Annotated in this window: 15 protein-coding genes and 5 tRNA genes; 17 read left to right on the top strand and 3 right to left on the bottom strand. The window is 54.4% G+C overall.

Translation table 11 applies throughout. From position 1 onward, the window contains the following. Positions 1-2: 2 nt before the first annotated feature. Positions 3-962 (bottom strand): PTS glucitol/sorbitol transporter subunit IIB, encoded by a 960-nt coding sequence (srlE, locus tag M8318_RS13640; RefSeq protein WP_262663188.1) that lies wholly within the window; start codon positions 960-962, stop codon positions 3-5. Continuing rightward, positions 959-1522: a PTS glucitol/sorbitol transporter subunit IIC gene (gene srlA / locus M8318_RS13635; protein WP_156264509.1), complete on the bottom strand. Its 564-nt coding sequence runs from the start codon at positions 1520-1522 to the stop codon at positions 959-961. The genes srlE and srlA overlap by 4 nt, the downstream gene beginning before the upstream one ends. 268 nt (positions 1523-1790) lie before the next feature. On the opposite strand from srlA, the gene mltB reads away from it, so the two are divergent. The 17 genes from mltB (at position 1791) to M8318_RS13550 (ending at position 16722) form a co-directional block, all read left to right on the top strand. Beyond that, positions 1791-2885, top strand: a complete 1095-nt coding sequence (gene mltB, locus M8318_RS13630; protein ID WP_181247295.1) for a lytic murein transglycosylase B — start codon at positions 1791-1793, stop codon at positions 2883-2885. Between the two features lie 171 nt (positions 2886-3056). Then, complete coding sequence (gene pncC, locus M8318_RS13625) at positions 3057-3554, top strand: nicotinamide-nucleotide amidase (RefSeq protein ID WP_262663187.1); 498 nt, start codon at positions 3057-3059, stop codon at positions 3552-3554. Positions 3555-3640: 86 nt separating this feature from the next. Further along, positions 3641-4699, top strand: coding sequence for a recombinase RecA (gene recA, locus M8318_RS13620; protein ID WP_262663186.1), 1059 nt, complete (start codon positions 3641-3643; stop codon positions 4697-4699). Positions 4700-4777: 78 nt separating this feature from the next. Beyond that, the gene (gene recX / locus M8318_RS13615; RefSeq protein WP_262663185.1) at positions 4778-5278 is read left to right on the top strand and encodes a recombination regulator RecX; all 501 of its coding nucleotides are present in this window, start codon (positions 4778-4780) and stop codon (positions 5276-5278) included. Between the two features lie 131 nt (positions 5279-5409). Then, positions 5410-8037 carry an alanine--tRNA ligase gene (gene alaS / locus M8318_RS13610; RefSeq protein ID WP_262663184.1) on the top strand — a complete coding sequence of 876 codons (2628 nt, stop codon included), beginning with the start codon at positions 5410-5412 and terminating at the stop codon, positions 8035-8037. Between the two features lie 241 nt (positions 8038-8278). Then, on the top strand, positions 8279-8464 hold the full coding sequence (gene csrA, locus M8318_RS13605) for a carbon storage regulator CsrA (protein WP_000906486.1): 186 nt from the start codon (positions 8279-8281) through the stop codon (positions 8462-8464). A gap of 342 nt (positions 8465-8806) precedes the next feature. Further along, positions 8807-8899, top strand: a tRNA-Ser gene (locus M8318_RS13600). 4 nt (positions 8900-8903) lie between these two features. Beyond that, a tRNA-Arg gene (locus tag M8318_RS13595) sits at positions 8904-8980 on the top strand. A 64-nt stretch (positions 8981-9044) separates the two neighbouring features. Then, positions 9045-9121: transfer RNA gene (locus M8318_RS13590), tRNA-Arg, on the top strand. 28 nt (positions 9122-9149) lie between these two features. Beyond that, a tRNA-Arg gene (locus tag M8318_RS13585) sits at positions 9150-9226 on the top strand. Positions 9227-9255: 29 nt separating this feature from the next. Next, a tRNA-Arg gene (locus M8318_RS13580) sits at positions 9256-9332 on the top strand. Positions 9333-9448: 116 nt separating this feature from the next. Next, complete coding sequence (gene yqaB / locus M8318_RS13575; protein ID WP_262663183.1) at positions 9449-10015, top strand: fructose-1-phosphate/6-phosphogluconate phosphatase; 567 nt, start codon at positions 9449-9451, stop codon at positions 10013-10015. Then, a complete protein-coding gene (locus M8318_RS13570; RefSeq protein ID WP_262663182.1) occupies positions 10012-10440 on the top strand; it encodes a YqaA family protein in 429 nt (142 codons plus the stop codon). The genes yqaB and M8318_RS13570 overlap by 4 nt, the downstream gene beginning before the upstream one ends. Before the next feature lie 71 nt (positions 10441-10511). Further along, positions 10512-12056, top strand: coding sequence for a glutamate--cysteine ligase (gene gshA / locus M8318_RS13565; RefSeq protein WP_262663181.1), 1545 nt, complete (start codon positions 10512-10514; stop codon positions 12054-12056). Positions 12057-12208: 152 nt separating this feature from the next. Further along, entirely contained in the window at positions 12209-12724 is a 516-nt protein-coding gene (luxS, locus tag M8318_RS13560) for an S-ribosylhomocysteine lyase (RefSeq protein ID WP_106994516.1), read from the top strand. 264 nt (positions 12725-12988) lie between these two features. Then, on the top strand, positions 12989-13369 hold the full coding sequence (locus M8318_RS13555; protein WP_262663180.1) for a hypothetical protein: 381 nt from the start codon (positions 12989-12991) through the stop codon (positions 13367-13369). A gap of 269 nt (positions 13370-13638) precedes the next feature. Beyond that, positions 13639-16722 (top strand): FKBP-type peptidyl-prolyl cis-trans isomerase N-terminal domain-containing protein, encoded by a 3084-nt coding sequence (locus tag M8318_RS13550; RefSeq protein WP_262663179.1) that lies wholly within the window; start codon positions 13639-13641, stop codon positions 16720-16722. A gap of 60 nt (positions 16723-16782) precedes the next feature. On the opposite strand, the gene emrB is transcribed toward M8318_RS13550, so the two are convergent. Continuing rightward, positions 16783-18330 carry a multidrug efflux MFS transporter permease subunit EmrB gene (emrB, locus tag M8318_RS13545; RefSeq protein WP_262663178.1) on the bottom strand — a complete coding sequence of 516 codons (1548 nt, stop codon included), beginning with the start codon at positions 18328-18330 and terminating at the stop codon, positions 16783-16785. Positions 18331-18344 lie beyond the last annotated feature (14 nt).

Raw genomic sequence — 18344 nt, 5'->3', positions numbered from 1 at the left:
TCTTATTGATAGATAAAGCCGGAGACGAACCAGGCAATCAGGACGGTGGGGGCGCCGGTCAGGAAACGGCTCACCAGCACGGACGGCACGCCGACGCGGACGGTGTCCTGCCGCGCTTCAGCCAGCGACAGCCCCACCGGGATAAAGTCGCAGGCGGCCTGGGCATTAATGGCAAACAGCGCGGGCAGGGCGAGGTGCGGGGGAATATTGCCGAGCCCGATCTGCACCCCAATCAGCACGCCGATTACCTGGGCAATCACCGCCCCGGGGCCGAGGAACGGCGACAGCAGCGGGAAGGAGCAGATCAGCGCCAGAGTCACCAGCCCGAGCGGATGGCTGGCCAGCGGGGCGAGGCCGTGGGCGATCCAGTCCCCCAGACCGGAGGCCATGATGATGCCGATCAGCGCCGAGACGAAGGCCATAAACGGCAGGATGGTTTTCAGCACCGTATCGATGGTGTCGCGCCCGGACTGGAACAGCACCGCCACCGCGGAGCCCATCCCCATCCCGACTTTTGCCAGCAGGCCGTCGCTCTGCTCGGTGATCTTCTTGCTGGTGTCGTACTCGCGCGGGGCACTCTTCTTCGCCGGGGCAGATCCCCCGGCCAGAGAGATGTTCTCTTCCTTTACACCGGAGACGTAAATGTCCTCCAGGATGTACTGCGCCAGCGGGCCGGATTTACCGGTCGCATGGATATTGACGGTGGGAATACGGCGTTTCGGGTAGATGCCGCAGCGCAGGGTGCCGCCGCAGTCGATCACCGCCACGCCAATCTCCGCTTCCGGCGGCTCGCCCTCCTTAAAACCGTCCACCGCTTCCCAGCCGGTAAGTTCACGCAGCTTGTCGACAATCGCCGGGCGGGTGCCCGCGGTGATATAGACGATCTTTTTGTTTGTCGTGGCGTCGAGTTCCAGCGGGCCGCCCCAACCGCCCACGCCTTTTTCAATCCGGATACGGGTCATGCTGTGGCTCCTGCAAGCTGGACTTTCTGTTCAAGCTGGATGCCCATTTTCTTTTCGAAAATGGCGGTGGTGAGATCGGTCACCCAGCCGCGGAAGAAGTTGGTGACCAGACCGACCAGCAGGTAACTCACCGCCAGCGGGCCGAGCGGCAGGCCGAGGGTGGTCAGGCCGCTGGCGATCCCCAGATAGACGAACAGTTCGCCGGGGTTAATGTGCGGAAACAGACCGTTCATGGAATGACAGCTGTAGGACGCCGCGGCGTAGTAGCTCGGCTTGTAGCGTTCGGGCATAAAGCGTCCGAGGCTCAGGGTCATCGGGTTACAGAACACAAAGGTGCCGATGCAGGGCAGCAGCAGGTAGCGGGAGACGGGGTTCCCGGCGCAGCGCTGGGCCAGTTTTTCGATCCGGTGCTGACCAATAAAGTTGATCAATGCATTCATGATCACCAGCAGGCTGATCAGTAGCGGCAGGATCCCGGTGACCATGCTGGTAAAGACCTCGCCACCTTTCTGAAACAGCCCGATAAACCACTCGGCGCCATGGGTGATGGTTTCTATCATTGTTTTCTCCTGTAGGGTGAGTTCATCTCTGACGGGCTAATAATAATCACTTTGAAAGGTTTTAAAGTGTTAAACAGATCTCACAATGAAAGAAAAATGTATTATTTTGAAAGATAATTGGCGAGGCGGGGGCGACGTGGTTGAGAAGAGGACGAATTTGTCTTCAGGCGCGTAAAGATTTTGCCGTGCGGGTTCGCATCTCTTCCTTGAGGTGTCCCGGATGCTTTACCATACTTGCCACTTATCGAATTCGTTGAATGGATGTCTCATGCTCAAGCGTCGTTACGCAGCCTTACTGCCTGCGCTTATTCTGCTTTCTGCCTGCAGCAGCAAACCAAAGACCGAAGAGGTCCAGCAACAAACGGCGGGCGCCCCGTCTGGCGGCTTCCTGCTGGAACCCCAGCATAATGTGATGCAGATGGGGGGCGACTTTGCCAACAACCCGGCGGCGGAACAGTTCATCGACAAAATGGTGAGCAAGCACGGGTTTAATAAAACCCAGCTGCAGGAGATCCTCTCCCAGGCCAAGCGTCTGGACTATGTTCTGCGACTGATGGATCGCCAGGCGCCGACCACCCAGCCACCGGCCGGGCCGAACGGGGCGTGGTTGCGCTATCGCAAGCAGTTTATTACCCCGGACAACGTGCAAAACGGCGTGGCGTTCTGGAACCAGTATGAGGATGCGCTCACCCGCGCCCAGCAGGTGTACGGCGTGCCGCCGGAAATTATCATCGGCATTATCGGGGTGGAAACCCGCTGGGGCCGCGTGATGGGTAAGACCCGCATTCTGGATGCCCTGGCGACCCTCTCCTTTAACTACCCGCGTCGGGCGGAGTACTTCTCCTCCGAGCTGGAAACCTTCCTGCTGATGGCCCGCGACGAGCAGGACGACCCGCTGGATCTGAAGGGCTCCTTTGCCGGGGCGATGGGCTACGGCCAGTTTATGCCGTCCTCCTATAAACAGTATGCGGTCGACTTCAACGGGGATGGACACATCAACCTGTGGGATCCTGAGGATGCGATTGGCAGCGTCGCCAACTACTTCAAAGAGCATGGCTGGACCCCAGGTCAGCCGGTGGCGGTGATGGCTAACGGCCAGGCACCGGGGCTGGAGAACGGCTTTAAAACCCGCTACAGCGCGGCACAGCTCACCGCTGCAGGGTTAACGCCGCAGCAGCCGATGAGCGGTAATCAGCAGGTCAGCCTGCTGCGTCTGGATATCGGTACCGGCTATCAGTACTGGTACGGGCTGCCGAACTTCTACACCATTACCCGCTACAACCACAGCACGCACTATGCGATGGCGGTCTGGCAGCTGGGTCTGGCCGTCGCGCAGGCGCGTGTGGCCTCGCCGTTCAGTTAATTCTGCTCCTGTCCGTCGAAAAAGGAGTGGCGTTGCGCCACTCCTTTTCATTATTAACCGCTCGTTCAGGTTAATTTTTCTGAAGCCCCCTCGTAAAACCTCCACCCCATCCTCATATCTGGCGTCTAAAGTGCTATCTTGTGCTGCACGTTTATAAGGAGTCAAAACGCGATGACTGACCATGAATTGATGCAGCTCAGTGAGAGAGTAGGGCAGGCGCTGAAACAGCGCGGTGCGACGATCACCACGGCAGAATCCTGTACCGGCGGCTGGGTGGCGAAAGTCATTACCGATATCGCCGGCAGTTCTGCCTGGTTTGAACGCGGATTTGTCACCTACAGTAATGAAGCGAAAGCGCAAATGATTGGTGTCCGTGAACCCACGCTTATTGAGCATGGCGCGGTCAGCGAGCCGGTGGTCATTGAAATGGCGATTGGTGCCCTGCGTGCCGCCCGGGCGGACTATGCTGTCTCTATAAGTGGCATCGCCGGGCCGGACGGCGGTAGCGATGAAAAGCCTGTCGGAACGGTGTGGTTTGGCTTTGCCACGGCGCAGGGCGAGGGGATTACCCGCCGGGAATGCTTCAGCGGCGACCGTGAAAGCGTGCGTCGTCAGGCCACCATTTATGCGTTAAAAACGCTCTGGCAACAATTTCTACAAAACACTTGATACTGTATGAGCATACAGTATAATTGCTGCAACAGAACAGAATCCAGGGTGAAGCGCAGTTGTTTCACCCGGCATGAGAGGAAAAAATGGCTATCGACGAAAACAAACAGAAAGCGTTGGCGGCAGCACTGGGCCAGATCGAAAAGCAATTCGGTAAAGGTTCCATCATGCGCCTGGGTGAAGATCGTTCCATGGATGTAGAAACTATCTCCACCGGTTCGCTTTCTCTGGATATTGCACTGGGTGCTGGCGGCCTGCCAATGGGTCGTATCGTAGAGATCTACGGGCCAGAATCCTCCGGTAAAACCACCCTGACCTTACAGGTTGTGGCGGCTGCACAGCGTGAAGGCAAAACCTGTGCCTTTATCGATGCTGAGCACGCGCTGGATCCGGTCTACGCACGTAAACTGGGTGTTGATATCGACAACCTGCTCTGCTCCCAGCCCGATACCGGTGAGCAGGCACTGGAAATCTGTGACGCGCTGGCGCGCTCTGGCGCAGTAGACGTCATTGTCGTCGACTCCGTTGCAGCACTGACGCCAAAAGCAGAAATCGAAGGCGAAATCGGTGACTCTCACATGGGCCTCGCGGCACGTATGATGAGCCAGGCGATGCGTAAGCTGGCCGGTAACCTGAAGCAGTCCAACACGCTGCTGATCTTCATCAACCAGATCCGTATGAAGATTGGTGTGATGTTCGGTAACCCGGAAACCACCACCGGTGGTAACGCGCTGAAATTCTACGCCTCCGTGCGTCTGGATATCCGCCGTATCGGTGCCGTGAAAGACGGTGAGAACGTGGTGGGTAGCGAAACCCGCGTGAAGGTTGTGAAGAACAAGATTGCGGCACCGTTTAAACAGGCTGAGTTCCAGATCATGTACGGCGAAGGTATCAACTTCTTCGGCGAACTGGTTGACCTGGGCGTGAAAGAGAAGCTGATTGAAAAAGCGGGTGCCTGGTACAGCTACAACGGCGACAAGATTGGTCAGGGTAAAGCGAATGCAATCTCCTGGCTGAAAGAGAACCCGGCTGCAGCAAAAGAGATCGAGAAGAAGGTGCGCGAGCTTCTGCTCAGCAACCAGGATTCCAAACCGCAGTTCGCTGTTGATGGCGAAAGCGCTGAAGAAACCAACGAAGATTTCTGATAATCGGATGTAATAGACCAGGGCCGCTTAATGCGGCCCTTTTGCTTTTTGTTTTTCACTGCAGCAGGAGGTTTATCTATGAATGAATCCACAACGCGTCGTCCTGCTTATAACCGTCTGTTAGATCGCGCGGTGCGCATCCTTGCCGTTCGCGACCACAGCGAGCAGGAGCTTCGCCGCAAACTCGCCGCGCCGGTGATGAGCAAAAACGGGCCAGAAGCCATCGATGCCACGGCAGAAGATTACGATCGGGTGGTCGCCTGGTGCTATGAACACAGCTATCTGGACGATACCCGTTTTGTCGCACGCTTCATCGCCAGCCGCAGCCGGAAAGGTTACGGCCCGGCGCGCATCCGCCAGGAGCTTAATCAAAAAGGCATTGCCCGCGAAACCAGCGAAAAGGCGATGCGTGAATGCGAGATTGACTGGTGCGAGCTGGCTCGGGAGCAGGCCGTGCGGAAGTATGGTGAACCGTTGCCACGTGAGTTTTCAGAAAAAGTCAAAATCCAGCGCTTTTTGCTCTATCGTGGCTTCCTGATGGAGGATATTCAGGATATCTGGCGTAATTTTACCGATTGAACGCATGCGGGATTTTACTTCCCTCTAAAGAAAACTTATCTTATTCCCACTTTTTTCAGTAGCTGGTCCGTCCAACAACGGTTGTGTAGTGACCGGCTGTGACATTTCTTTAGCTTGATTTCAGGATAATTATGAGCAAGAGCACCGCTGAGATCCGTCAGGCGTTTCTCGATTTTTTCCATAGTAAGGGTCACCAGGTTGTTGCCAGCAGCTCCCTGGTGCCGAACAACGATCCAACTTTACTGTTTACCAACGCCGGGATGAACCAGTTCAAGGATGTTTTCCTTGGTCTCGACAAGCGTAATTATTCTCGCGCAACCACCTCGCAGCGCTGCGTGCGTGCGGGCGGTAAACATAACGATCTGGAAAACGTCGGTTACACCGCACGTCACCACACCTTCTTCGAAATGCTGGGTAACTTCAGCTTCGGCGACTATTTCAAAAATGATGCTATCCAGTACGCATGGGAACTGCTGACCGGTGAAAACTGGTTCAACCTGCCGAAAGAGCGTCTGTGGGTTACCGTCTACGAAACCGATGACGAAGCCTATGAAATTTGGGAAAAAGAAGTGGGTATCCCGCGCGAACGCATTATTCGCATCGGCGATAACAAAGGCGCACCGTACGCGTCTGACAACTTCTGGCAGATGGGCGATACCGGCCCATGCGGTCCGTGTACCGAAATCTTCTACGATCATGGCGATCACATCTGGGGCGGCCCTCCGGGTAGCGCAGAAGAAGATGGCGACCGTTATATCGAGATCTGGAACATCGTCTTCATGCAGTTCAACCGTCAGATCGACGGCACCATGGAGCCGCTGCCGAAACCATCCGTGGATACCGGTATGGGTCTGGAGCGTATTGCCGCCGTACTGCAACACGTTAACTCCAACTACGACATCGACCTGTTCAGCACCCTGATTAAGTCTGTTGCCGAAGTGACTGGCGCAACCGACCTGAGTAACAAATCCCTGCGCGTTATCGCCGACCACATTCGCTCCTGTGCCTTCCTGATTGCTGACGGCGTGATCCCATCGAATGAAAACCGTGGCTACGTGCTGCGCCGTATCATTCGTCGTGCTATCCGTCACGGCAACATGCTGGGCGCGAAGGACACCTTCTTCTACAAACTCGTTGGGCCACTGGTTGGCGTGATGGGCGCAGCTGGCGACGAACTGAAACGTCAGCAGGCGCAGGTTGAGCAGGTTCTGAAAACCGAAGAAGAGCAGTTTGCCCGTACTCTGGAGCGTGGTCTGGCCCTGCTGGACGACGAACTGTCGAAGCTGAAAGGCGATACGCTGGATGGCGAAACCGCCTTCCGTCTGTACGACACCTATGGCTTCCCGGTTGACCTGACCGCTGACGTCTGCCGCGAGCGCAACATTAAAGTTGACGAAGCAGGCTTCGAAGCGGCCATGGAAGAACAGCGCCGTCGTGCGCGTGAGTCCAGCGGTTTTGGTGCCGATTACAACGCGATGATCCGTGTTGATGGCAGCAGCGAATTCGAAGGTTACGAGCATCTAGAAACCAACGGCAAAGTGACTGCGCTGTTTGTTGACGGTAAGGCCGTGGACAGCATCAGCGCGGGCCAGACTGCGGTAGTGGTGCTGGACAAAACCCCATTCTATGCAGAATCGGGCGGTCAGGTTGGCGATAAAGGTGAGCTGAAGGGCAGTGATTTCAGCTTTACCGTGAACGATACGCAGAAATACGGTCAGGCGATTGGTCATCAGGGCACGCTGGCATCCGGCACCCTGAAAGTGGGCGAGGGCGTTCAAGCTATCGTTGACGAAGCGCGCCGCGCACGTATCCGTCTGAACCACTCCGCGACGCACCTGATGCACGCCGCGCTGCGCCAGGTACTGGGCACGCACGTTGCGCAGAAAGGCTCGCTGGTAAACGACAAAGTGCTGCGCTTTGACTTTTCCCATTTCGAAGCGATGAAACCAGCGGAAATCCGTGCGGTAGAAGATCTGGTGAATGCCCAGATCCGTCGTAACCTGCCGATCGAGACCAACATCATGGATCTCGAGGCGGCGAAGAACAAAGGCGCAATGGCCCTGTTCGGTGAGAAGTATGACGAACGCGTACGCGTGCTGAGCATGGGCGATTTCTCTACCGAACTGTGTGGCGGTACCCACGCCAGCCGTACGGGTGACATCGGTCTGTTCCGCATCGTGTCTGAATCCGGTACCGCGGCAGGTGTGCGTCGTATCGAAGCGGTCACCGGTGAAGGCGCGATTGCGATTCTGCATGCGCAGAGCGATCAGCTGCACGACATCGCTCAACTGCTGAAAGGCGACAGCCAGAACCTGGGCGAGAAAGTGCGCAGCGTGATGGAACGTACCCGCCAGCTGGAAAAAGAGCTGCAGCAGCTGAAAGAGCAGGCCGCCGTTGCCGAGAGCGCCAACCTCTCCAGCAAAGCGGTTGAGATTAACGGTGTCAAACTGCTGGTCAGCGAGCTGACGGGCGTTGAGCCGAAAATGCTTCGTACCATGGTCGACGATCTGAAGAACCAGCTTGGTTCAACCATCATCGTTCTGGCGACGGTAGCGGAAGGTAAGGTTTCTCTGATTGCGGGCGTTTCTAAGGACGTGATCGACCGTGTGAAAGCAGGGGAACTGATTGGTATGGTCGCCCAGCAAGTGGGCGGTAAAGGCGGTGGTCGTCCGGACATGGCGCAAGCCGGTGGTACAGACGCAGCAGCCCTTCCAGCGGCACTGGCCAGTGTTGAAAGCTGGGTAAGTTCGAAACTGTAATAATTACAAAGCGTACACAGACGCCATAACGCCACCGTTATGGCGTACTGCGCTCTACGCTATCGATAATGATAAAGTCAGGTTGAGTTTGTGTATATCGGCTAAACTTACGTTTAACAGATTGTGATGCCATGACTACCGACACATTACGTGTTTGTCATCGCTTACTTTTTGGCGTTATATGATGGATAATGCCGGGATACAAGAGACCCGACTCTTTTAATCTTTCAAGGAGCAAAGAATGCTGATTCTGACTCGTCGAGTTGGTGAGACCCTCATGATTGGGGATGAGGTCACCGTGACAGTTTTAGGGGTGAAGGGCAACCAGGTACGTATTGGTGTGAACGCCCCTAAAGAAGTCTCTGTTCATCGTGAAGAGATCTACCAGCGTATCCAGGCTGAAAAATCCCAGCAGTCCAGTTACTGATATTATCGCGTCTCGCTGTCTGGCGAGACGCAACCCTCCCGATATATTCCTTGTCAAAAGTTACCGTTCGATTTCAACTGCTCCCTTTTTAACCTCCTGTCACACCCTTTCTCTGTCCGACATCCTTTTTATACCTACACATAACTGCCAGCAGGCCTGCAAAATCCGTTTATAAAACACCCTCTTTGCGGGTTTTACATGCGAATTGACTGTGATTTGTGCAAACGAAAAAAGAGCGTGGAAAAAGGTTTGACTTATAAGTCCCAGAAAGTAATATATGCGCCACGCAGCGACGAGAAGCTCTTAACGAGTTACTCGAAGCACTCGAAAGAGGCGTTGTGTGGTGAGGTGGCCGAGAGGCTGAAGGCGCTCCCCTGCTAAGGGAGTATGCGGTCAAAAGCTGCATCCGGGGTTCGAATCCCCGCCTCACCGCCATTTTGCATCCGTAGCTCAGCTGGATAGAGTACTCGGCTACGAACCGAGCGGTCGGAGGTTCGAATCCTCCCGGATGCACCATCCTTTGCTTCATATTGCTTTCGAAGTGATATGAATATCGAGTAGTACAGTAGTAAATCCCGATGCATCCGTAGCTCAGCTGGATAGAGTACTCGGCTACGAACCGAGCGGTCGGAGGTTCGAATCCTCCCGGATGCACCATTTACTATGTCAAAAGCAGTATCCTGATGCATCCGTAGCTCAGCTGGATAGAGTACTCGGCTACGAACCGAGCGGTCGGAGGTTCGAATCCTCCCGGATGCACCATTTACTATTTTCTACAGAAGTACCCTGATGCATCCGTAGCTCAGCTGGATAGAGTACTCGGCTACGAACCGAGCGGTCGGAGGTTCGAATCCTCCCGGATGCACCATCTTCTCCCTCATTGTTTATTCCTTCGACGTTCCGTCAGCAATCATCTTCTCTGTCAGCGACAAAACCCCTTGTTTACGTTAAAGTAACGTTTTGTAATCCTTCTGCGAGAGCACGATGTACGCACAGTATGACGGTTTGATCTTCGATATGGATGGCACCATCCTGGACACCGAGCCAACGCATCGTAAAGCCTGGACTGATGTCCTCGGCCGTTACGGAATGCGTTTCGACTTACAGGCCATGATTGCCCTCAACGGATCCCCCACCTGGCGTATTGCGCAGGCCGTGATTGAACTGAATCAGGCCGATCTCGACCCCCATCTGCTCGCGCGTGAAAAAACCGATGCGGTAAAAGCGATGCTGTTAGATACCGTGCGCCCTTTGCCATTAATTGAGGTGGTAAAAGAGTGGCACGGACGTCGTCCGATGTCGGTCGGGACGGGCAGTGAGCACGCGGTCGCAGAAGCACTACTCAACCACCTTGGTCTGCGCCACTATTTTTCTGCCGTAGTCGCCGCCGATCATGTTAAAAACCACAAGCCCGCCCCGGACACCTTCCTGCTGTGCGCAGAACTGATGGGTGTGCCCGCCGCGAAGTGCGTCGTGTTTGAAGATGCCGACTTCGGTATTCAGGCAGCACACGCTGCCGGCATGGACGCAGTGGACGTTCGCTTACTGTGAGTGACCTGCTGTCACTGACCTCACTATTCGCCAGCAGTTTTTTAAGCGCCACGCTCTTGCCGGGAAATTCGGAAGTGGTGTTGGTGGCGATGCTCTTGTCCGGCGTAAGTCAGCCCTGGTTGCTGGTGTTAATAGCAACAATGGGTAATAGCTTTGGAGGGCTGACTAACGTTATTCTTGGGCGATTCTTTCCGCTACGCAAAACGTCGCGTTGGCAGGAAAAGGCAGTCGGCTGGCTAAAACGCTATGGCGCTGCCACGCTTTTATTAAGCTGGATGCCGGTAATCGGTGATTTACTGTGCCTGCTGGCGGGATGGATGCGCATCTCCTGGGGGCCCGTGCTCTTTTTTTTATGCCTTGGCAAGGCGTTGCGCTACGTTCTTGTAGCGATTGTGACTTTGCAGGGCATGACGTGGTGGCACTAATTGGACTGTTTGTGACCATGAACCATTACAATTATGCTAAATAAAATGATTTTGACAGGCGGGAGGTCGAATTGATCCCGGACGTATCACAGGCACTGGCCTGGCTGGAAAACCACCCTCAGGCTCTGAAGGGTATTCAGCGTGGTCTTGAGCGCGAAACGCTGCGCGTAAACGCGGATGGCAGTCTTGCAACGACGGGCCATCCACAGGCGTTGGGTTCGGCGCTGACCCATAAATGGATCACTACTGATTTCGCTGAAGCGCTGCTTGAGTTCATTACGCCGGTCGATGGCGATATTGACCATATGCTGAAGATCATGCGTGATATCCACCGCTACAGCGCCCGCAATCTGGGTGACGAGCGTATGTGGCCACTCAGCATGCCTTGCTATATCGAGCAGGGCCAGGACATCGAACTGGCGCAGTACGGCACGTCTAACATTGGTCGTCTGAAAACGCTTTATCGCGAAGGGTTGAAAAACCGCTACGGCGCGCTGATGCAGACGATCTCTGGCGTGCACTATAACTTCTCGCTGCCGATGGCATTCTGGCAGGCGAAGTGCGGCGAGACGGACAAAGAGGCGATCTCTGCGGGCTATTTCCGCCTGATCCGTAACTACTATCGCTTTGGCTGGGTCATTCCGTATCTATTCGGTGCGTCACCAGCGATTTGCTCCTCTTTCCTGCAGGGCAAACCGACCACGCTGCCGTTTGAGAAGACCGACTGCGGAATGTATTACCTGCCGTACGCCACCTCCCTGCGTCTCAGCGATCTCGGTTATACCAATAAGTCGCAAAGCAATCTCGGAATTACGTTTAACGATTTGCACGAGTATGTGGCAGGATTGAAGCGGGCGATCAAAACGCCATCGGAAGCATACGACGAAATCGGGCTTGAGAAAGACGGCAAACGTCTGCAAATCAATACCAACGTTTTGCAGATTGAAAACGAACTGTATGCGCCGATCCGTCCAAAACGTGTTACTCGCAGCGGCGAGACGCCGTCAGATGCCCTGCAGCGCGGCGGCATTGAGTACATCGAAGTGCGTTCCCTCGATATCAATCCGTTCTCACCGATTGGTGTGGATGAGCAGCAGGTACGCTTCCTCGATCTGTTTATGGTCTGGTGCGTGCTGGCCGACGCGCCGGAGATGAGCGCTGACGAACTGCTTTGCACCCGCACCAACTGGAACCGGGTGATCCTCGAAGGGCGTAAGCCTGGCCTGACGCTGGGTATGGGTTGTCAGACGGCGCAGTTCCCGTTGCAGCAGGTGGGTAAAGATCTGTTCCGCGATCTGAAGCGCGTCGCTCACACCCTGGACAGCGTGTACGGTGGCGAATCGTATCAGCAGGTTTGCGACAAGCTGGTCGAAAGCTTTGATAATCCAGAGCTGACATTCTCGGCGCGTATTCTGCGTTCTATGATTGATCAGGGGATTGGTGGCACCGGTCGTGCGCTTGCGGCGGAGTATCGCGATATGCTGCAGCAGGAGTCGCTGGAAGTGTTAAGCGAAGCCGAGTTTGCTGCGGAGCGTGATGCGTCTGTGGTGCGTCAGAGTGAGATTGAAGCGGCGGATACCGAGTCGTTTGCAGCGTTTCTGGCGAAACAGGCCTGACAGAAAAGAAAAAGGCCACATCTCTGTGGCCAAAATAACATCTCTGAAGAACAGGGATGATGATAACAAATGCGCGTCTTTCATATATTCAGACTCGCATTGAAAAGAAGAGTTCAATTTTTTTAAAAAAAAATCACTATCGGAGGTGACGTATGCCGTTATTAGATAGCTTTACCGTCGACCATACCCGTATGGAAGCACCTGCTGTACGCGTTGCGAAGACCATGCATACCCCGCACGGCGACACGATCACTGTCTTCGATCTGCGTTTCTGTGTACCGAACCAGGAAGTGATGCCCGAAAAAGGCATCCACACTCTGGAGCATCTGTTTGCCGGTTTCATGCGCGATCACCTGAACGGTAACGGCGTTGAGATCATCGATATCTCCCCTATGGGCTGTCGTACCGGTTTCTACATGAGCCTGATTGGTGTGCCGGAAGAGAAACGCGTCGCAGATGCGTGGAAAGCGGCAATGGAAGACGTACTGAAAGTCAAAGAGCAGAACCAGATCCCGGAGCTGAACGTTTACCAGTGCGGTACTTACCAGATGCACTCTCTGGAAGAAGCCCAGGAGATTGCACGTCATATTCTTGAGCGTGACGTTCGCGTTAACAGCAATGAAGAGCTGGCGCTGCCAAAAGATAAGCTGCAGGAACTGCACATCTAGTTCTTGAATAACGCACCCTCTGTCTCCAGAGGGTGCGTTTTGACTTTGTGAAATAATATTCTCTAAATAAATTCTTTATATTTTCCTAAAAAATAGCACTCTGTTGTGAATTCAGCCGTTTCTGATTATATTGCTTGCGGGGCATAACTGTGGATGCTATATATTCATTCCGTGAACGTATACACCCAAATCCCTTTTGTTGCGCATGTTGCAGAGGGGTTAATAGTATACTGCTATATCAGAATGAATCTTTCAGAGGGAAATATGAAATTTTATTATACCGGCACTGCTGTCTTTTTATCTGCTCTTTTCCTGTCAGGATGTAGCGCTACATCATCAACAAAAGCTATTGCTGAGCCCATCTCTAAAGCCCCTGAGGCGCGTAAGCAGGAAGTTCAGTGTTACCAGGAGTTCTCGGCTCTTCAGAAACTGGATCCTGCCGCTTATGAAACATTCCGTCAGCAATTCGATAATATTAATAAAAACTACAAAGTATATGAAGCAAATAAAAGCCTGATTGATTCGAATGCATCTGAAGTGATGTTAACGGAAATAAACAGGAAGATTTCTTTAGTCTGTGTTCGTGTAAAAAACTCTGTTTATACCAACATGATGCACCGTGCAAATGAAATGAACAAGTTATGAATAAATACTTTAGTGCAGCAATATGCTGCGGATTATTAATGTCGACAGGGAAGTCGTATTCTGCAGGCACCGAATTGTTGGATCAGCTGAGTAAAGAGAAAATTATCGGCAACGATTCAGCAAATCCTTTTATTGCTCCTGAAGTTACCCCCTCTCAGACTAAACGTTCCTCATCGATGGCCGCTCCGGTGCAGCAGAAAGCGAAGCCTGCGCGAGCGTCTGAAACTCCAACTCGCAAGGCTGTGACAAGAGATGACCAAAGTCTTATCATGGCGCAGAAGAAATTAACGCTTCTGAATAATGATTTACAAAATGCTAACGAGAAAATAACCGCGCTCAGCCAGCAATTAGCAGACGCTGAAAACAAAAAAGCAGATCTGGAAAAAGCAGCAGCGGTACAACAAAGTAATGCTGCGCGTAACGATCAGATGCTGGCAATGAAAAACACTATGCCGGATACCAGCGCTCAGAAATTGGCGTTGGAGAGTCTTTTCGCAACGCTTAAAATAACCGACAGCGATTTCAAACAGAAAAATGCTGAATTATCAGCACAGCTTAACAAATCGATGGCCCGAAGCGAGGAGTTGAATAAACAGCTTGCCGAGGTCCAGACGCAGAAAAAAACAGTCGAAGCACAACTCACAGCGCTGGAATCTTCCAGTACTGGCGACAAGCAAAAAAGCAGCGAGCTGATCGGGCAGTTGAACAAGTCCGTGGCCAGCAGCGATGCGCTAAGCAAACAACTCGCCGACGCCCAGACGCAGAAAAAAATACTTGAAAAACAGCTTGCCGTATTGCAGTCCAGCAGCGGTGACGACAAGAAGAAAAGCGCTGAGCTGGCCGGGCAGCTGAGTAGAGCCACCGCCCGTATCGATGAGTTGAGCAAGCAGCTTGCCGATCTGCAGGGACAGAAAAAGACGCTGGAAGAGCAGCTGACCGTCCTGAAAACCAGCAGCACCGGGGATAAGCAAAAAAGCGCACAGATGGTCGAGCAGCTGAATAAGGCGAGCGACCAAAGCGCAGCCCTGCTTAAGGAACTGGCTGAGCTCAAATTGCAGAAAAAAGATCAGGAGCAGCAGCTGGCTACCCTAATGTCCAGCAGCGGCGACGATAAAAAGAAAAGCGCAGAGCTGGCCGGGCAGCTGAGTAAAGCCACCGCCCGCAGTGATGAGCTGAGCAAACAGCTTGCCGATCTGCAGGGACAGAAAAAGACGCTGGAAGAGCAGTTGACCGCCCTGAAAACCAGCAGCACCGGCGATAAGCAAAAAAGTGCGCAGATGATCGAGCAGCTGAATAAAGCGAGCGAGCAGAGCGCGGCCCTGCTTAAGGAACTGGCTGAGCTCAAATTGCAGAAAAAAGATCAGGAGCAGCAACTGGCTGCCCTGATGTCCAGCAGCGGCGACGACAAGAAGAAAAGCGCAGAGCTGGCCGGGCAGCTGAGTAAAGCCACCGCCCGCAGCGATGAGCTGAGCAAGCAGCTTGCCGATCTGCAGGGGCAGAAAAAGACGCTGGAAGAGCAGCTTACCGCCCTGAAAACCAGCAGCACCGGGGATAAGCAAAAAAGCGCACAGATGGTCGAGCAGCTGAATAAGGCGAGTGAGCAAAACGCACTGCTGACCAAAAATCTGAACGATCTACAGACGCAGAAAAAAGCGCTGGATGCCCAGCTCGCTACCCTGAAAACGAGCAGCGAGAAGAGCACCGACCTGGCGAAAGAGCTCGACGCCTTAAAAGCCCAGCTGTCGACGCTGAACCTGAAAAAAGCCACGGCCGAAACAAAACTGGCCGAACTGGAAAAACAGTTCAGCAGCGAAAAGACAAAGTCTGAGATTGCGCAGAACCAGCTTGAAGATGCGAAAAAAGTGCTCGCTTCGCAGGAGTCGTTGTTGACCGTGCAGAAGAGCAGCGCCGGGAGCGAAAAAGAGAAGTTGCTTAAAGAGCTGACCGATCTGCAAACGCAGAAGAAAGCGCTGGATACTCAACTGGCCTCCCTGAAAGAAGCCAGTGCGAAAAACGCGACACTCACCAAAGAGCTGACCGATTTGCAGGGGCAGAAAAAGGCGCTGGATAGCCAACTCACTGCGCTGAAAGCCGTCAATGAGAAAAGTGCTGCCCAAGCTAAAGAACTGGCCAACCTGCAGACGCAGAAAAAAGCACTGGAGACTCAGCTGGCTTCGCTGAAAGAGACTCAGGATAAAAACACCGCGCTGAGCAAAGCGTTAGCCGATCTGCAGGCGCAGAAGAACGCGCTGGATGCACAGCTGGCCAGCCTCAAAACCAGTAGTGACAAAAGCACCGGCGTAGTGAAAGAGGTCGATGCCTTAAAAGCGCAGCTGACGGCGCTGAACCTGCAAAAAGCCTCCCTGGAAACCCGGGTGGCTGAGCAGGAGAAACTGGTGAAAAATGAGAAGATTAAGTCCGAGATTGCGCAGAACCAGCTCGAGGACGCCAAAAAAGTTATCGCTTCACAGGAATCCCTGCTGGCGCTGCAGAAAAATAACGTTGGCAGCGAGAAAGACAAAAGCGGTGCGCTGGTCACCCAGTTGGCTACTGCCGGAAAAGAGACTGAGGAGCTGAAAAAGCAGCTGGCCCAGCTTCAAACGCAAAAAGCAGCGCTTGAGGAACAGCAGAAAACTCAAAGCACCTCCCTGGCAACACTGACGGCCGAAAACCAGAAGCTGAGAGAGGGGCAGGCTGCGGCAGGAAAAGACGTTGCCGATCCGAAGCGGATGAAGATCGACAAGGCTGCGGCAAAAGATACCCTGACCAGCTACGCCATCGGCACCTGGTATGGCGATGCGGCCGGGCGTGAGAAGAGCAAGCTGGACGGGCTGAACAAAAAGCTCGATCTCACTGCCTTTATGCAGGGCTTTAACGACAGGGTGAACAATAAGCTTCAGCTGCCGCCAGCCACGTTGTCGAAGGAGTTGACCGCGCTGGACCAGGTCCAGAAAAAGCAGTTTGTCGCGACGCAAAGCGAAAACGAAAAGCAGAGCAAAGCGATCATGACTAAGGCCGCGAATGAGAAGGGTGCCAAGCGACTGCCGGACGGTGCAATCTACCGGATTATTCAGCAAGGTGAAGCGCCACTGATTACGGGCCAGAGTGAGATCATTACCGAGCTTGATGAAGTGCTGGGCACCGGTAAAGTGATGTCCAGTAAAGAGGTTCGCGCCAGCCGGGTCAAGGATCTGCCACCAATGTTCCAGACGGTAGTGAAAAAGCTGGGGCTGGGCGGAGAGGCAAAACTGCATATTCCGGCGAAGCAAGCCTACGGTGAGTCGGGCGTACCGGGCTTTGTACCGCCAGGCACGGTCTCGATCATTACGATTAAAATTATCGGCATTAAGTAATCGTAATCGCGACCATAAAAAAACGGATCTGCATGCAGATCCGTTTTTCTTTTCAGGCGTTTAGTGCGCGCCGCCGCCTCCACCGCCCGCCCCGAACGGCGGTTTAGCGAACCAGATCAGTCCCAGTAGCACGATGAACACACCCGCCGACAGCCAGAAAACCTCGTTAGCCGAGATGATCAGCCCCTGCGCGGTGATCTGCTGCGCAATCCAGCCTGATGCCTGCTGCTCGGACATGCCCATCCCCTGCAGCTGGCTGTACATCTCCTGCGCCTGCGGATTGAACACGTTCACCGATTCCGTCAGCTGCGCATGGTGCAACGACTCGCGGTTGCTCCACATGGTGGTGGTCATCGAGGTTCCGATGGAGCCCGCCAGGGTACGCATAAAGTTCGACAGACTGGAGGCCGCCGCCATCCGTTCCGGCGGCAGGCCGGAGAGGGTGATGGTGGTCAGTGGCATAAAGAAGCACGCCACCGCAAAGCCCTGAATGAACTGCGGCCACGCGGAGGCACCAAAATCCATGCCCGGTTCAAAGGTATAGGCACGCCAGTAGAAGCACACCGCATACATAATGAAGCTGAAGGTGACCAGCCGACGCATATCGAGCTTATGGGCGAAACGACCAATGATTGGCGACAGCAGGACCGGGATGATCCCGACCGGTGCCGACGCCAGCCCCGCCCAGGTGGCCGTGTAGCCATATACCTCCTGCAACAGCTGCGGCAGCAGAACAATGGCGCCGAAGTAGAGCATGTAGGCAAGGCTTATACACAAGCAGCCTATGGTGAAGTTGCGCGACTTGAATAGCGACAGATCGACTATCGGGTTGTCATCCGTCAGCTCCCAGACAATCAGGAAGCTCAACGCCACCACCGCCACCACCGTCAGGACGATGATCTCCTGCGAGGCGAACCAGTCCAGCTCTTTCCCGCGGTCGAGCATGATCTGCAGGCTGCCGATGCCCAGCACCAGCAGCGCCAGCCCCACGCCATCAATGCGCCGTTGCTCGGTGCGGGTTTCGCGACCGCGCAGCGACTGCAGGGTCAGCAACACCACCACCGCGCCAATCGGCACGTTGATAAAGAAGATCCAGCCCCAGTGGTAGTTATCGCTGATATAGCCGCCCAGAATCGGGCCGCAGATCGGGGCGACGATTACCGTCATCGACCAGAGCGCCAGCGCGATGGAACGTTTGGCCGGTGGATAGTTGTTAAGGAGCAGACTTTGCGACAGCGGGATCAGCGGCCCGGCAACAATCCCCTGGATCACGCGGAAGAAGATCAGCATGGTGAGGCTGCTGGACATCCCGCACGCCCAGGAGGCGATCACAAAGGCGATGGTGGACCAGAGGAACAGTTTCACTTCTCCGACGCGCTTTGCCAGCCAGCCGGTGATCGGAATGGAGATAGCGTTCGCCACCCCGAACGAGGTGATGACCCATGTCCCCTGGCTCAGGGATGAGCCAAGGTTCCCGGCGATGGTCGGGATCGCCACGTTGGCGATGGTGGAGTCCAGCACCTGCATGAAGGTCGCCAGCGACAGCGCAATGGTCATGATGACCAGTTGCGCCCCTTCCAACGGTTTTTGCGGTTTTTGCTGCTGCATAACGCTCACCTTTG

This window comes from Leclercia tamurae (assembly GCF_025566055.1).
In the GTDB taxonomy this organism is placed as follows: Bacteria; Pseudomonadota; Gammaproteobacteria; order Enterobacterales; family Enterobacteriaceae; genus Enterobacter; species Enterobacter tamurae.
The sequence above is the reverse complement of the archived record's forward strand: the minus strand, read 5'-3'. Positions and strand labels throughout refer to the sequence as shown.

What these genes read in the sequence shown, in the direction of transcription:
- srlE (WP_262663188.1), bottom strand. Translation starts at nt 962, where the DNA reads ATGACCCGTATCCGGATTGAAAAAGGCGTGGGCGGTTGGGGCGGCCCG.
- srlA (WP_156264509.1), bottom strand. Translation starts at nt 1,522, where the DNA reads ATGATAGAAACCATCACCCATGGCGCCGAGTGGTTTATCGGGCTGTTT.
- mltB (WP_181247295.1), top strand. Translation starts at nt 1,791, where the DNA reads ATGCTCAAGCGTCGTTACGCAGCCTTACTGCCTGCGCTTATTCTGCTT.
- pncC (WP_262663187.1), top strand. Translation starts at nt 3,057, where the DNA reads ATGACTGACCATGAATTGATGCAGCTCAGTGAGAGAGTAGGGCAGGCG.
- recA (WP_262663186.1), top strand. Translation starts at nt 3,641, where the DNA reads ATGGCTATCGACGAAAACAAACAGAAAGCGTTGGCGGCAGCACTGGGC.
- recX (WP_262663185.1), top strand. Translation starts at nt 4,778, where the DNA reads ATGAATGAATCCACAACGCGTCGTCCTGCTTATAACCGTCTGTTAGAT.
- alaS (WP_262663184.1), top strand. Translation starts at nt 5,410, where the DNA reads ATGAGCAAGAGCACCGCTGAGATCCGTCAGGCGTTTCTCGATTTTTTC.
- csrA (WP_000906486.1), top strand. Translation starts at nt 8,279, where the DNA reads ATGCTGATTCTGACTCGTCGAGTTGGTGAGACCCTCATGATTGGGGAT.
- yqaB (WP_262663183.1), top strand. Translation starts at nt 9,449, where the DNA reads ATGTACGCACAGTATGACGGTTTGATCTTCGATATGGATGGCACCATC.
- luxS (WP_106994516.1), top strand. Translation starts at nt 12,209, where the DNA reads ATGCCGTTATTAGATAGCTTTACCGTCGACCATACCCGTATGGAAGCA.
- M8318_RS13555 (WP_262663180.1), top strand. Translation starts at nt 12,989, where the DNA reads ATGAAATTTTATTATACCGGCACTGCTGTCTTTTTATCTGCTCTTTTC.
- M8318_RS13550 (WP_262663179.1), top strand. Translation starts at nt 13,639, where the DNA reads ATGGCGCAGAAGAAATTAACGCTTCTGAATAATGATTTACAAAATGCT.
- emrB (WP_262663178.1), bottom strand. Translation starts at nt 18,330, where the DNA reads ATGCAGCAGCAAAAACCGCAAAAACCGTTGGAAGGGGCGCAACTGGTC.